Origin of the sequence: Xenorhabdus budapestensis, assembly GCF_002632465.1 — a bacterium.
Lineage (GTDB): Bacteria > Pseudomonadota > Gammaproteobacteria > Enterobacterales > Enterobacteriaceae > Xenorhabdus > Xenorhabdus budapestensis.
Genome location: NZ_NIBS01000039.1, coordinates 1 through 11,639, shown reverse-complemented (window position 1 = coordinate 11,639; position 11,639 = coordinate 1). Strand labels below are relative to the sequence as shown.

Here is an 11,639-nt window from a genome sequence, read left to right as displayed (position 1 = left end):
TCAGTTTTGCCCGGTCGTTGATGATGCCTTCTCGGATATCGAGAACAGTTGATCCAGTTTCTCCAGTGAGTTCGACGGGGGTTCCATTGACCACGTCGCCGGAGGAAGTGGTTTCAGGCATGGGACAGGTGGCCTTGATGCGCAGCTTGCGACGACCAGCGGCAACATCAGCCCGAAGAATGTTAATTTCAGTCTTGGCATGGGCGAGTTCCTGAGTGTGAGTCTTGTCCAGTTCGTGGAGTTGTTGGATTCTCTCTTGCTGGGTGGCGTTGATGGTAAGCTGCTCTGATAACTGGGTTTCTAGTTTGAATTTATCTGACGTCAGGTTTGTAATCTCACTAGCCTGATAACGTGTCATGATATAGAGCACCACCAACATTACCGCAGCACCTAAAGCCACTAATCTGCTCATAAAAGTTCAAATGCCCGTGTGAATATATCGTCGGAATACGGCTGTAGGTTGCTGTTCTCCATCTTGATAATCCCCTCTGCCAGAGCAAACAGGACTTTCTTATCCTGAGTTGATATCTTCTCATCAGCAGAAACACCGACCTTTTCAGCTGCAAACTGGATGTAGCTTTCCGTATTGTTCTCAACAGGTGGCGCATAACGATTGATGATTTTTCTAATCGAATGCAATTGATGCCTGAGTTGGTAATTCCGCAGTAATTTGAACAATGCCCGAATGCCATACTCTGGTGACTCGAAACGACAGAACCGTTTTTCAACTTTTGGGTCATGTGGTAATTGCCCCTGCCATTTATTCTTTGGGTTGTGATCAATATTGCCGGGATTGTTATTACGAATGCCTCTGCTCACTGTTTATCTCCCAACCGTTTATTGATGGTGCGGATAGCAAACTCGCGTATCTTCTCAACGCCAATAAAGCCCACCAGCCCACCAACGAAAGGGGCGGCATTACTGGGTATACCGAACAGCTCTAAGCCGCTCGAAATCCCCCATGACAACGCCCCGCACAGAATACCTTCTATCCATTTGTTTTTACGGTCTACGCCGTCATACACCAGACGCCCATAGCAAATGACGATGGCTAAAGCAGAGCCGGATATCTGCGGCCACGAGTTTTTAAGGCCGTTCAGCAGTTCGGCCCACAAATCAGGATTTTCTTTCATCTTCATAATCCACCCCATTGAACAATGGGCGTCCGTGGGGTGAACGAGGGTTACCCCGGTGAGTAGGTTAAAAGTAATGGGTTGATAGTTAAGGTAAGATGATTATTCAGCCAAACATTAACCAATCCATAGAGGGATGGCTGATCACCTCTAAAAAGGGGAAATAATGCACTTCTTGCACAAAAGAATGCACCTCAATCAAGGCGATATCGTTGAGGTTGATTGCTCACACCAATGCAATATCTTGTTAATGACAGATAGTAATTTTAACAACTATAAGAACCGCCGAAGATTTCAGCATCATGGCGGGGGTGGCTTTTTCCGACAGCTCCCAGCAAGATTGGGCGTTCCTTATAGTGGATACTGGAATGTCACAATTGATTTAGGAGGAGGTTCGGCAAACATCCGCCATTCAATTTCGGTTATCCCAGCATGAAGCCTCAGCTTTAGCCTGAGATAATGCAGCCTTAAGGGCGGTAATGATTTTTTGCTGTGTACCGTCCTTTATGTATCCTGTTGAGGCCATTCCCTCGCCTTTTCCCTCATCACGATACCAGATCGTTTCACCGCTTAGTTCGATTGATACTTTCATTTACACACCTCTTTGATGTATGGATGTAGTGAGTATTTGTCTGGTCTAATTTGAAAAACCTAACACCTTGAGTTTTATCTTCTTCTGCAATGGCTTTTTTTATTCTTTTTAGGGAAATTCTGGAAATCAATTCGGGTATTGACTCCTTGATACAATACGCTGTTGCGCCCGCATTTTTTGAGACAGGCTCAGGCAATTGAACCAATATAAACTTTCTTCTGCCGCCATCTTTCTTGTTGTGTTTTAACACCGCATGACCTGTAGAACCACTTCCCGCAAAAAAATCAAGAATGATATCTTCGCTATTCGTGACCTTCATTAAGTGTTCAATTAATCCTGTCGGCTTTGGGTAATCAAAAACAGATGAACCGAGAAGGGCTTCAACCTCTTTACTTCCTTGCTTCGTGGTAAAGCCGGTTATTATTGTTTTTGGATGTTCGGTGCCTCGCTTTTTAACATACTGAAGAACACCGTTAGGCTTGAAGAAGAACTCAATAACCTGTTGTCCCTTAGAGTCAAAAGTGTCATTTCCTGACAGCCAGTTTTCGATTTGGCTCTTCATTGTCCAACCCGCTTTTAGCGTGACTTCGCGGGCTAAAGATCCGTTCTTACATTCAAATACACCGGCAGTCACTTCAACGACTTCTTTGTTTCCAAAGACAGGGGGAAACGTTTTATTTTCACCCAAGAACTTAATCCCGGCAGGGAAGGTTATTTCTGACGCCGGATTTTTGACGCTAACCCTTTTTATTGCGCGATCAGAAACTGAGTTATCATCTCCCTTATAAACAATATGGGGTAACTGAGATATGTCTTTTGCATAGGCCAAGATATATTCGTGTTCTCGGGTAAAAATTGATGCTGAGGTTCTTCCACTCTTCCAGATAAATCTTTCAACAAAATTATCTTCGCCAAATATCTCATTGCACAAATAAGACAAGTTAACCACTTCATGATCATCTATCGATATAAATATAATTCCATCGTCAGACAATAAATCTCTGGCTAATTTCAATCTGGGGTAAAGCATATTTAGCCAATTGTCATGGAAGCTATCTTTATAAATAAAATCCTTACCTGTGTTATAGGGCGGATCGATATAAATCATCTTCACTTTCTTATGATAGGACTTTTGCAATAACTTAAGCACTTCAAGGTTGTCACCCTCAATAAACAGGTTCTCTGTGGTATCCCAGTTCACACTGTCTGCTTTACAAGGGCGTAAGGTTCCTGTCGAAGGCGTTTGGGCAATTTGATGTGCACGAGCCTTACCCTGCCATGTGAAGCTGTAGCGTTCGTCGCTATCGTCAATCGCCTCACCAAGAACCGCTTTCAAAACATCAAAGTCAATCTTTCCCTCCGAGAAAACTTCCGGGAACAATTGTTTAAGTTGGTCGATATTTTTTTGAGTGGTATCCGTGCTCTTGGACTCAGGATAGTCCAGGGTGATTTTTTTAATTGTCATGTTTTTATCATAAACAGCGATTCAATTGATGTTGTTTTGGTTCCTGAGATACCACTAACGACCTCACGCGACCAAATGCAGCTAAAATCATCGGGTGCTGTATATTCACTCACAAACACAGTGCAGCGATTCGATAATTCACGAACCCAATCCCAGAACTCAGCCGTATTAAAGGTGTCGCGATATTGCCGAGTATTCGCATAAGGCGGATCGCAATAGACGACTGCACCATCGGGTATATTCAGCGCTTTGTAATCACTGCATAATAATTGCACGCCATCCAGATCACGTATCTGTCGCTGAATATTGCTGACAGCCTCTGATTGATAATCACGAAAACCCCCGGATTTGATCTGCGTGACTCCCGCGTACCCGTCGAACCACTTACCCGAATAACTACAATTAAACCCGGCCCATCCAGTTAAGTGAGGAATGTCGGTTTTGTTATTCTTTATCGCGTAATACTGCTCTCGTGATATTTGCCCCGGGGGTTGCCAGCCAGATAACAAGGCGCTCCACATTTCCATCAGGTATTCATGTTTATCCGCAGCAATAACCGGGCCAGCATGTTTGGTGTTGATATAACTCACCATGTTCATCCCGCCTGCAAATGGCTCAACATAAACAGCATCTGTCGTTAAGTGCTCCAGAATGAAGGGGGCAATATGTTTCGCGAGACGGGATTTACTCCCCATGTATTTCACCGTTCCGCCTCCCTCTCTCTCTTGGTGCAGCCAGAAAACAAAAAGGCCACGCCATGCGCAGCCTTGGGATCAATTGTTAGGTATTCCCTAACCTATTGAGTTAGTTATGATATCGTATAGTTTTATCTGGATAATATTTCGGAAAAAGATAAGCATTGCTCTGTAGATAATTTAAATGTCACTATTTTATTTCCCATATGTGACACCTGTATTTCCTTACCTTCACTACCGTCAGATATGATATTCAGTTCATAAATCGATGGCTTACAAAGTGTAATTCCATCTTCTTTTAAAATCGTCTTATTCACGAGGTTACTCATGGGAATACTCCCGAGTTAAATAATCTGTTATTAGTAATCACAAAAAAAAGGCCACCTGAGCGACCTTCGATATAATTTGGTGGAACCTCTCGGAATCGAACCGAGTCCTGATGCTCTTCAGTCATCCGCGCGAACCCTCTACGCCAAAGTTCCAGATATGAAAAAGCCCCGCGAGTGCGAGGCTTTTTTAATTCGATAAGCTGTGTGACATTGCTATCACTCTTATCACGATATCATGATTTTTGCGTACGCGTTAATTTTTTTGTATGCTTTCCTCAGTTTCTTGCGCTATGCACATAGATGTATAAATTATAAGGGTTTAAAATGGCCTCTCCTATCATCAAGTACGTTATAGTTCATGAGCTTATAAAAGAAGCAAAGAAAGATTTTGATTTTTCTCATCCGTATAACCTAAGGCGTAGCACACTTGATAAAACGAATCCTACGGTTGAAAAACTCATTAAAGAAATATCTGATCTATACGGCACAAAAGGAAACTCAGCTCATTATGGAGTTTTTAAATCAGAACAGGATGAAGAATTTATCCCATCAAAATTTGATGACTACCACCGTTCAAAAGACTGTACCGCAGAGTTGTTCGTTTCTCTATCCCATGAAGTTATGAGGGAGTTTGTAGAAAGAGCTAAAGAAGAACCTTGGTCATCTGGTGGGTTTATTGTATTTTGCGATTATTTTGTCAATGACTACCGTTTTTTCCTTATTTCCATGATAAAGAAAAAGGACGGAGTGACAATAAGTCCAGCTTTAGAGCCTGAAGATATGATTCATCTTGACTTAACAAAAATAAACCAAGCCGCTAGGATAAATTTCTCTCTTTATGAAAGATATAAAAATGCCGATGAAATTCAAAAAACAGACCTTAGCTATTTAAGTTTTGTATGTAAGGGGAATGGGCAATCGGCTTCAGCTTACTTTATTGCAGCAATAGGGTGTGATAAAGGCATGGCATCAGCAAGAGCAACAACAAAACTTCCCAGTGAAGTTAAAAAGTTTTTTTTATCGAAAACAGAGCTGAAAGAACACGCATCCAAGTTTAGACAACAAGTCATTGAATATCTTGATGAGCAATCAAAAAGCGAAAAATCCGCTAAACTTAGCGATATTGAATCTATTGCTACATCGCATATGACATATATTGATTCTGAAGCTAGAAAGAATTTAATTTCAGAATTAATGAAACATCTTAATAGCGAGGAAATAAGAATACCTGTAGAGTTTGTTGTAAGCAAAAAATCACTAAAAAAGATCAAAAATGTTATTTATAAAGGTTCAGATCTCAGTTTTAATTTTGAAAAATCATTATTGGGCTCTACGGCGGATGATGATGTTTGGTATAATGAGGATACTGGGATATTAGCTTTCACAAATCTTCCTGCGGAATTTAGAACAAAAATAAGTCAAAACCTTAAAGAAAATCAAGAATTAAGAGATGAACAGGATTAACAATGGCAAATTTTTCCACAATTGTAGAGCTATACAGAGCATCTTCAAAACCAAGTTTTGATGGTCGCTCTTTTTCTGCAGCTGTTGAATTAACTGACAATGTCCATAAGCTAATCGCATCTCTCATTGAAGCCAAGGGACGCTTTGGTTCTTTTGAAGACCTTGAGCTTGATGGTGAGCATGTTGAAGAAGACGATATCCTTTCCCTTACAGAAGGTTCCATTTCCTATACATTTATTACACCAAAAAATAACGGCGCAGAAAGATTTTACAGGGAAGAAAAAGAATTTATAGGTATCAATTCCATTAAAAAAGGAACCATGCCTAATAATTACTATATAGCATCCATAGATTATTGCTCTCAAGATGATAAAAAACCTGATTTCATTTTAAAAATAGAAAAAACTTGCTCAATAATAAAATCACTTGCAGAAATAGCCCATTTTCATGATACCAAAAGTGAACTCAATAATTATCGCCTCGTCTTTGTGAGAAATTCAGATGCAAAATCAACCTCAATAGCTTTAGAAACATCTTTTTCTGAAAAAATGCTTGAGTGTGACCATATAGATGATGGTGTATTAAAAAACATTATAACTAATGACTCTTCTACAATGCCTCATTATGCAGAAAAAATAGGTATATTCAGAAATACTTTAGTAGAGTTTATATCAGAAAAAGATTATACATTTGAAATGTTAATCCAAAAATGGCCTGACTTCATTCACCTTTTTGAAAACAACCTTTCTACATATATGAGCGGCTTTTCATTTCACAAAGCCAGAAAAGAAGTAGCTACCGCTGAAGCTGAGTTTGCAGAAAAAATTTCAAAAATCACAAATGAATTAACAAATAAGGTGTTATCATTACCCGTATCCTTACTCGCATCGCTGGGTATTTTCAAGCTAACCAATTCTTATGAAATTCTTGTAATTTTATCAGGGATAATATTAACTTCCATTTTTGTTTTTCTTATTTTATTTAACCAAGAGAAGCAATTTTTTAGAATTTGTCATGCTAAAGATATTGCATTTAAACCATTTAATACAGAATCAATAAGGTACCCAGAAGACTTAAAGGTAGATATTAAAAATGCTCTTGATGAGCTAAATAATAACCAACGAACATGCCACAGAACAATTCGTTTTTTAAAATTTCTATCTTGGGTACCAACCTTCGTTGCTATAGGAATATTCCTATATAAAATATTTTAATTCCATCCAGTAATCATACAAGCTGCACCTTCAATAAATCCCATAGCAGTCTGAATATCCTTTCTCACCGTTCCATCTGAACACTTCCGCCGCTTCGCTATCTTTCTTAGCGATACACCATACACATAGTGTAATATCAGTAATTCATATTCATCAGGCCGATGCTTCTTCAACCTAGCAACACAGCCATCAACCATAATCCCTTCATCATCTGTACACTGAGGCCGTGATTTATTGGTGGATGGTAAAAGCCCCTTGAATCCTGCTGCTATTGGTGACCAATCTACACCGCTATTATCTGCCGCAGCCCATGCTCCCCACCTCTCTAGCAGATAGTGGATATCGTTATCACGCATTATGCTACCTCCCGCGCCCGCAATTCCTTGAGCTTCTGTCTGTACTCCTCCTTGATGACCTTGCACTCCTCAATCGTCCATCGGTGCCGATCATGACTGGATTCGATGGCATCCACCGCTGCTTGACCGATGCGCCGAATTAACTCAACCCGATACGGAACCAGATTCCCCGATTTATGCTGATTACAGACAATGCACTGACGATGAATATTCCGTTCATCAAATCTCAATTGTGGTGCTGCCTTTGTTGTCCGGTAATGGCCCGCATCCCATTGAGAAGACACAAACGTGCCACAAGAGACGCACGGTAAATCGCGGTCTCGCTCTCTGATATAGGTATTTACGGCTCGTTGGGCTTGTTGTATCCAGTAACTGCGGGGTTTTACGGCTAACTTGCGGGCTTTGAGTTTGTCTCGGTTGGCTACTTCTTTTTGTCGTCGTTCTCGTTGTCGGGCTTGCTCCTCTTTCTTGTTTTTTCGTCGGTATAGTTGAATGGCGTATTCTTCTCTGTGTTCCAGGCTGCACCATTGTTCATCTGGAAATACCGATTGAAACTTCTCACTGCAAATTTTACATTTCCGTTGTCGAAATCTTGCCACCTTATCCCCCTAAAGCCAGTCCCATAATCATGATTACTGTTATCCAAAAGAGTGTGAATGTGATGTATTTCACTGCTCCTGCCTCCACTTGAGTTAAACCCTGTGACCGTAATAGTTCAGCGTGTAGCGTTTCTCTGTGAGTTTTACGCCCTGATATACAGCCCATGCCTGTGAATAATCAATTAAGCTGCTCATGCGTCTTACACTCATTCTGGCGGTGCTTTCCCTTGCCAGCGGCACCAGTTCACCTTCCAGCCCTGCGATTAACTGCCCCTCTTTTCCGGTGGCTTTGGCGTGACCAGAGACGAAAATACATTTCCATTCCGGTGTTTTCCACGTACTACCAGCCCACTCAATACCCTGTTGAGAGACGTCACCACATAACGCATGGAACTTGTCGTTCTGCGGTAGTGTTCGGCCTGAGTCTGATAGGGTGACTTGAATGGGGAATTCGTCGTTGAGGGGTAAGTTATTGAGAGTGATTATCAGGTTTTTGAGTATGTGTACATTTCTAAGCAGAAAGACCTGCTTATCCATTCCTAACCTCCGTTATAACCCCTCATAAGTTGCATTTTCTGCACACCAGTTCTGCATTTCTGCGCTATCAATTTGGGGATTGTATGCACATGGCGGCTCTACTTTTGATTTGTAACCAGCCCACCAATACCAGCCTGAACGATGTTCAGCGGTTCCGCATTTAGCACAGATGTGAACCCGGCATGATTCTGACCATGAGTAATTGTGTTTCGCAGCATTATTAGCTCGTTCAAGCGCTGTTCTTGCCATCGTTATATCCCCTCTGGTTCCAGATTGTGATGGCCTCTTCCTCAGTTTTTGATGGTTCGGTCTGTTCAACTGAGCAGCCACTACAGTAGATGTAGTATTTACCGCCATATTCCTCAGCAATATCGGCCTCTTCTCCACAAAACGGGCACGGCTTGAGTTCGTCTGTCATACCCCCTCCACCAGCTCATCAGGAACCTCAACCTCGGCACCCAACTGAGCAGCCACTACAGCGCGGCATATTGCGATTTGGGGTGTGTCTCCGTACATATCTATGCTCACATAATCATCAGTACATAGCGCACCTTCTGTAATTGATAATCCAGCACAATAAGTTCCACCCATAACTGGGGCTAAATCCATTTCGTATTCCTCAATCAACTTCCCACACTGCGCCCAGTCGGTTGACGGGGAATAGATACACATCCGCCTATAGCGGGTAAAAATAATCTCAGATCCCATCGCCAATGCCACAGCCCAGTCCAACGCCTTACCCGTCAGTTCACTTGTTTTGATTTTCATTTCAAAAATCCTTATTAATTTATGATTTAAGCCCAGATTCGTATGGGTACATTTTGATGAATTTATAAAGTGGGGCGCAGCTCCAAAATCCATCAGATCTACCTAATTGCTCGTAATAAACGCTATATCCTTTAGATGTTTTTTTTATTCTCCTGACTACAACCGCTTTATCTGGGGTACTATCAATTTTCGGGTAGAACGCTTTCAGTTCAATATCCATTAAGTCACTGGCAGTTATGCAGGAGGCAGCAACTGATGAGTATTTGCTTGTTTTGATTTTCATTATCCGATCCTCAGTGCCAGTCTGATATTTTCGTATCTCTCGAATGCGGCTATTCTTTCGTTGCCTAAGTCACAGGCGCATGCATATTCATGCCAAGCTGTTAATGCTTCTTGGTATTTCTCATAAGCTATACGTTTCAACTCAGCTAATTTCTCTTGCTCTGTCATCTCAAAAGTCCTTCTGGTGGGGTTATTTAATTTGGCGACGGTAACTTTGCCAGTTGAAATTAATTACAGTTGGGGTTCCCATTCTGAGGCGATCAATAACTCGCTCACCCAAAACTACAGCCAGTTGCTCAAAATCTAAATTCGTCAGCACGCCAACAGGTTTTTTATTCGCCAGACGGCGATCTACCACCTGAAATATAATTAAATCTTCATTCAGGTTATTACGCTGCACACCGACATCATCAAGCACCAGTAAATCAACGGCACACAGATCATCGACCAATGCTGACTCATTGGTTTTTGCGTCTTTCTGGTAGGTTTCACGTACCCGCATCATTAGGTCAGGTAGTGTGGCGATCAGGATACTTTTTCCGTTCTGGATGATGTAATTACCAATAGCGGCGGCGAGATGGTTTTTCCCTGTACCGGGGTTGCCACTGAAAATAAACCCGCCAAATGAATTACCAAAACTCTCAGCATAGTGATGTGCTTTTACCAATGCTTTTTGCTGCTCTGGCGTGGTTGCGACGTAGTTATCAAACGTACAATTTTGATGTAACGGTCTGATACCAGAACGCCCCATGATTCTGTTCAATCGGTTAACTCGGTTTTCCTCCGCAATACGCTTTGAATCAATCTCAGCCTGTTCACGATGCCATGCCATCAGTTCTTCAGGATTCGTGAATTTGGGCTTGATATGCTTCGGCACCATCCGGTGAAAACGGGCCAGTGTTTTCATGCTCATCAAAAGTCCTCCGATATAAACTGCTCTGTACGAACAGGTTGAGTAATACGGTTACTTGCATGGAGCTTATGGCGACTGGATTGTTGGCTATTCTGGTAATTCAGTTTCTGGCTGGCTGTGATAAACCAGTTCTTCGGCATCTCAGCCTGAAATTCAATATCCAGACGTTGCAGTTGAGTATCCAGATCGATGTGAGGGTAAATCTTTTTCCAGTTGTCATAGTCTTTCTGACTGAGTTTTATTACCTCACCCCTGAACGAATATTTATTTTCCCCACGAGGAGCTTTAGCGACTTTCGCTATTGTTTTTATAGGTTCACTGACTGGTTCAAAAGAGTGACTGGTTCTGGGTGTAATTTTTATACTAGGGGGTGGTGTAACAGTTACACTAGGGTGGTGTAATTTTTTCACCACCTCTGGTGCAGAATTTTCACTAGGGGGTGTAATTTTTACACCATCTAAATTCAACCTATAAATATTGGATGAATTCCCTTTTTCCCCGCTTCTGTATATTTTTGTTACAAGCCCCATTTTGCAAAGGGCTTTAATATGATTAATCGCTGTAGTACGAGACATTTCAGACTGATCAGCGATATGTTGGTAAGAAGGAAAGCACTCGCCTTTGTCATTGGCATTATCAGCTAACTTGATAAGTACCATTTTTCTTGCAGTACTTCCGACTTTTATCTGCATGGCCTTAGCCATTAAAATCATGCTCATTTTTCTTATTCCTTGATTGTGACCGCAACTGGGGTTTTTCTTTTTGTCCTGCCTTACTGGTGCCGAACCATCATTCGATTTAATCTTGGTTTTCCACAACTAAGAACCGAAGGAGGTTCGACATGTCAGATCAACAAAAAGCTGTTGCTTTTTTCTGCTACAAAGACGAATCGCAGTACAATGAGTTCTTAAAGATTTTCACGGATGTAGAAAAATTACCCGCGACTTTCGAGCGATGGAAACATTTCAATGAAAAAGGCATTCATGAGATGGAAAGCGAGGGCGTGATTCCCATTCGTGTGTATCCCGAGAGTACAATCATCTTCATCGATTTTTGCAGGATTCATGGGAAGGAGCTCGATGCCAAGGGTCGTATACATTTCGCGAATACTAGGGCGAGAGAGTATCTCCGCAGCCGTTGACATCTTTATCGGGGAAATGTTGATTGTTTCCCCGTCATAACTGATTGACACTTTTTCTATTGTCTCTTTCATACGTAAAATTCCTAAAGTGAAATTTCGTTTAATAAATAAACAAAAATATCAACTATCCTGAGATAGATGATGATTAATA

At 41.5% G+C, this 11,639-nt stretch carries 20 protein-coding genes, 1 tRNA gene and 1 pseudogene; 4 read left to right on the top strand and 18 right to left on the bottom strand.

Features of this window, described 5'->3' with window-relative positions; translation table 11 throughout:
* From rz1 to Xbud_RS17830, 4 genes and pseudogenes are all read right to left on the bottom strand, one after another.
* Positions 1-117 carry a lysis system o-spanin lipoprotein Rz1 gene (rz1, locus tag Xbud_RS20775; RefSeq protein WP_244590027.1) on the bottom strand — a complete coding sequence of 39 codons (117 nt, stop codon included), beginning with the start codon at positions 115-117 and terminating at the stop codon, positions 1-3.
* Positions 77-358 (bottom strand): annotated as a pseudogene (locus Xbud_RS20770) (lysis system i-spanin subunit Rz); the annotation flags it as partial. The gene rz1 and the pseudogene Xbud_RS20770, both read right to left, overlap by 41 nt.
* 50 nt (positions 359-408) lie before the next feature.
* A complete protein-coding gene (locus Xbud_RS17835) occupies positions 409-819 on the bottom strand; it encodes a structural protein (protein ID WP_099137372.1) in 411 nt (136 codons plus the stop codon).
* Positions 816-1,139 carry a phage holin, lambda family gene (locus Xbud_RS17830; protein ID WP_244590026.1) on the bottom strand — a complete coding sequence of 108 codons (324 nt, stop codon included), beginning with the start codon at positions 1,137-1,139 and terminating at the stop codon, positions 816-818. The genes Xbud_RS17835 and Xbud_RS17830 overlap by 4 nt, the downstream gene beginning before the upstream one ends.
* A 160-nt stretch (positions 1,140-1,299) precedes the next feature.
* Between Xbud_RS17830 and Xbud_RS17825 the strand changes: the two genes are divergently transcribed.
* A complete protein-coding gene (locus Xbud_RS17825) occupies positions 1,300-1,569 on the top strand; it encodes a DUF1883 domain-containing protein (RefSeq protein WP_099137371.1) in 270 nt (89 codons plus the stop codon).
* Here Xbud_RS17825 and Xbud_RS17820 read toward each other — a convergent pair.
* From Xbud_RS17820 to Xbud_RS17805, 4 genes are all read right to left on the bottom strand, one after another.
* Entirely contained in the window at positions 1,546-1,725 is a 180-nt protein-coding gene (locus Xbud_RS17820; protein ID WP_099137370.1) for an Rrf2 family transcriptional regulator, read from the bottom strand. The two genes, Xbud_RS17825 and Xbud_RS17820, sit on opposite strands and share 24 nt — an antisense overlap.
* Positions 1,697-3,190 (bottom strand): site-specific DNA-methyltransferase, encoded by a 1,494-nt coding sequence (locus Xbud_RS17815; RefSeq protein WP_099137369.1) that lies wholly within the window; start codon positions 3,188-3,190, stop codon positions 1,697-1,699. Before Xbud_RS17815 ends, Xbud_RS17820 begins: the two co-directional genes overlap by 29 nt.
* Positions 3,187-3,885 (bottom strand): DNA adenine methylase, encoded by a 699-nt coding sequence (locus Xbud_RS17810; protein ID WP_099137368.1) that lies wholly within the window; start codon positions 3,883-3,885, stop codon positions 3,187-3,189. Before Xbud_RS17810 ends, Xbud_RS17815 begins: the two co-directional genes overlap by 4 nt.
* 406 nt (positions 3,886-4,291) lie before the next feature.
* Positions 4,292-4,367 (bottom strand) — tRNA-Phe (locus Xbud_RS17805).
* 171 nt (positions 4,368-4,538) lie between these two features.
* Between Xbud_RS17805 and Xbud_RS17800 the strand changes: the two genes are divergently transcribed.
* Together Xbud_RS17800 and Xbud_RS17795 are read left to right on the top strand one after the other, a co-directional pair.
* Positions 4,539-5,678 (top strand): nucleoid-associated protein, encoded by a 1,140-nt coding sequence (locus Xbud_RS17800; protein WP_099137367.1) that lies wholly within the window; start codon positions 4,539-4,541, stop codon positions 5,676-5,678.
* A gap of 2 nt (positions 5,679-5,680) precedes the next feature.
* Complete coding sequence (locus tag Xbud_RS17795; RefSeq protein WP_099137366.1) at positions 5,681-6,892, top strand: hypothetical protein; 1,212 nt, start codon at positions 5,681-5,683, stop codon at positions 6,890-6,892.
* Here Xbud_RS17795 and Xbud_RS17790 read toward each other — a convergent pair.
* From Xbud_RS17790 to Xbud_RS20255, 10 genes are all read right to left on the bottom strand, one after another.
* Positions 6,889-7,248 carry an antiterminator Q family protein gene (locus Xbud_RS17790; RefSeq protein ID WP_099137365.1) on the bottom strand — a complete coding sequence of 120 codons (360 nt, stop codon included), beginning with the start codon at positions 7,246-7,248 and terminating at the stop codon, positions 6,889-6,891. The genes Xbud_RS17795 and Xbud_RS17790 overlap by 4 nt on opposite strands.
* The gene (locus Xbud_RS17785) at positions 7,248-7,847 is read right to left on the bottom strand and encodes a recombination protein NinG (RefSeq protein ID WP_099137364.1); all 600 of its coding nucleotides are present in this window, start codon (positions 7,845-7,847) and stop codon (positions 7,248-7,250) included. Before Xbud_RS17785 ends, Xbud_RS17790 begins: the two co-directional genes overlap by 1 nt.
* 93 nt (positions 7,848-7,940) lie before the next feature.
* A complete protein-coding gene (locus Xbud_RS17780) occupies positions 7,941-8,384 on the bottom strand; it encodes a recombination protein NinB (RefSeq protein ID WP_099137363.1) in 444 nt (147 codons plus the stop codon).
* A gap of 12 nt (positions 8,385-8,396) precedes the next feature.
* Positions 8,397-8,633 (bottom strand): hypothetical protein, encoded by a 237-nt coding sequence (locus Xbud_RS17775; RefSeq protein WP_099137362.1) that lies wholly within the window; start codon positions 8,631-8,633, stop codon positions 8,397-8,399.
* Positions 8,614-8,802 carry a Lar family restriction alleviation protein gene (locus Xbud_RS17770; RefSeq protein ID WP_099137361.1) on the bottom strand — a complete coding sequence of 63 codons (189 nt, stop codon included), beginning with the start codon at positions 8,800-8,802 and terminating at the stop codon, positions 8,614-8,616. Before Xbud_RS17770 ends, Xbud_RS17775 begins: the two co-directional genes overlap by 20 nt.
* Positions 8,799-9,152, bottom strand: coding sequence for a phage protein NinX family protein (locus tag Xbud_RS17765; RefSeq protein ID WP_169923107.1), 354 nt, complete (start codon positions 9,150-9,152; stop codon positions 8,799-8,801). Before Xbud_RS17765 ends, Xbud_RS17770 begins: the two co-directional genes overlap by 4 nt.
* A gap of 19 nt (positions 9,153-9,171) precedes the next feature.
* Positions 9,172-9,435, bottom strand: a complete 264-nt coding sequence (locus Xbud_RS19975) for a hypothetical protein (RefSeq protein WP_169923106.1) — start codon at positions 9,433-9,435, stop codon at positions 9,172-9,174.
* Entirely contained in the window at positions 9,435-9,602 is a 168-nt protein-coding gene (locus tag Xbud_RS19970; RefSeq protein WP_169923105.1) for a hypothetical protein, read from the bottom strand. Before Xbud_RS19970 ends, Xbud_RS19975 begins: the two co-directional genes overlap by 1 nt.
* Positions 9,603-9,624: 22 nt before the next feature.
* Positions 9,625-10,347: an ATP-binding protein gene (locus Xbud_RS17760; RefSeq protein ID WP_099137359.1), complete on the bottom strand. Its 723-nt coding sequence runs from the start codon at positions 10,345-10,347 to the stop codon at positions 9,625-9,627.
* Positions 10,347-11,066 (bottom strand): helix-turn-helix domain-containing protein, encoded by a 720-nt coding sequence (locus tag Xbud_RS20255; protein WP_099137358.1) that lies wholly within the window; start codon positions 11,064-11,066, stop codon positions 10,347-10,349. The genes Xbud_RS17760 and Xbud_RS20255 overlap by 1 nt, the downstream gene beginning before the upstream one ends.
* A gap of 122 nt (positions 11,067-11,188) precedes the next feature.
* On the opposite strand from Xbud_RS20255, the gene Xbud_RS17750 reads away from it, so the two are divergent.
* Positions 11,189-11,488 (top strand): hypothetical protein, encoded by a 300-nt coding sequence (locus tag Xbud_RS17750; RefSeq protein WP_099137357.1) that lies wholly within the window; start codon positions 11,189-11,191, stop codon positions 11,486-11,488.
* Positions 11,489-11,639 lie beyond the last annotated feature (151 nt).

Bases quoted from the DNA above. Each gene is read 5' to 3' on its own strand.
- Xbud_RS17820 (WP_099137370.1), bottom strand. From the start codon at position 1,725: ATGAAAGTATCAATCGAACTAAGCGGTGAAACGATCTGGTATCGTGAT.
- Xbud_RS17795 (WP_099137366.1), top strand. From the start codon at position 5,681: ATGGCAAATTTTTCCACAATTGTAGAGCTATACAGAGCATCTTCAAAA.
- Xbud_RS20255 (WP_099137358.1), bottom strand. From the start codon at position 11,066: ATGAGCATGATTTTAATGGCTAAGGCCATGCAGATAAAAGTCGGAAGT.
- Xbud_RS17790 (WP_099137365.1), bottom strand. From the start codon at position 7,248: ATGCGTGATAACGATATCCACTATCTGCTAGAGAGGTGGGGAGCATGG.
- Xbud_RS19975 (WP_169923106.1), bottom strand. From the start codon at position 9,435: ATGAAAATCAAAACAAGCAAATACTCATCAGTTGCTGCCTCCTGCATA.
- Xbud_RS17750 (WP_099137357.1), top strand. From the start codon at position 11,189: ATGTCAGATCAACAAAAAGCTGTTGCTTTTTTCTGCTACAAAGACGAA.
- Xbud_RS17825 (WP_099137371.1), top strand. From the start codon at position 1,300: ATGCACTTCTTGCACAAAAGAATGCACCTCAATCAAGGCGATATCGTT.
- Xbud_RS17770 (WP_099137361.1), bottom strand. From the start codon at position 8,802: ATGACAGACGAACTCAAGCCGTGCCCGTTTTGTGGAGAAGAGGCCGAT.
- Xbud_RS17830 (WP_244590026.1), bottom strand. From the start codon at position 1,139: ATGAAGATGAAAGAAAATCCTGATTTGTGGGCCGAACTGCTGAACGGC.
- Xbud_RS17800 (WP_099137367.1), top strand. From the start codon at position 4,539: ATGGCCTCTCCTATCATCAAGTACGTTATAGTTCATGAGCTTATAAAA.
- Xbud_RS17765 (WP_169923107.1), bottom strand. From the start codon at position 9,152: ATGAAAATCAAAACAAGTGAACTGACGGGTAAGGCGTTGGACTGGGCT.
- Xbud_RS17760 (WP_099137359.1), bottom strand. From the start codon at position 10,347: ATGAGCATGAAAACACTGGCCCGTTTTCACCGGATGGTGCCGAAGCAT.
- Xbud_RS17815 (WP_099137369.1), bottom strand. From the start codon at position 3,190: ATGACAATTAAAAAAATCACCCTGGACTATCCTGAGTCCAAGAGCACG.
- Xbud_RS17780 (WP_099137363.1), bottom strand. From the start codon at position 8,384: ATGGATAAGCAGGTCTTTCTGCTTAGAAATGTACACATACTCAAAAAC.
- Xbud_RS17775 (WP_099137362.1), bottom strand. From the start codon at position 8,633: ATGGCAAGAACAGCGCTTGAACGAGCTAATAATGCTGCGAAACACAAT.
- Xbud_RS17810 (WP_099137368.1), bottom strand. From the start codon at position 3,885: ATGGGGAGTAAATCCCGTCTCGCGAAACATATTGCCCCCTTCATTCTG.
- Xbud_RS19970 (WP_169923105.1), bottom strand. From the start codon at position 9,602: ATGACAGAGCAAGAGAAATTAGCTGAGTTGAAACGTATAGCTTATGAG.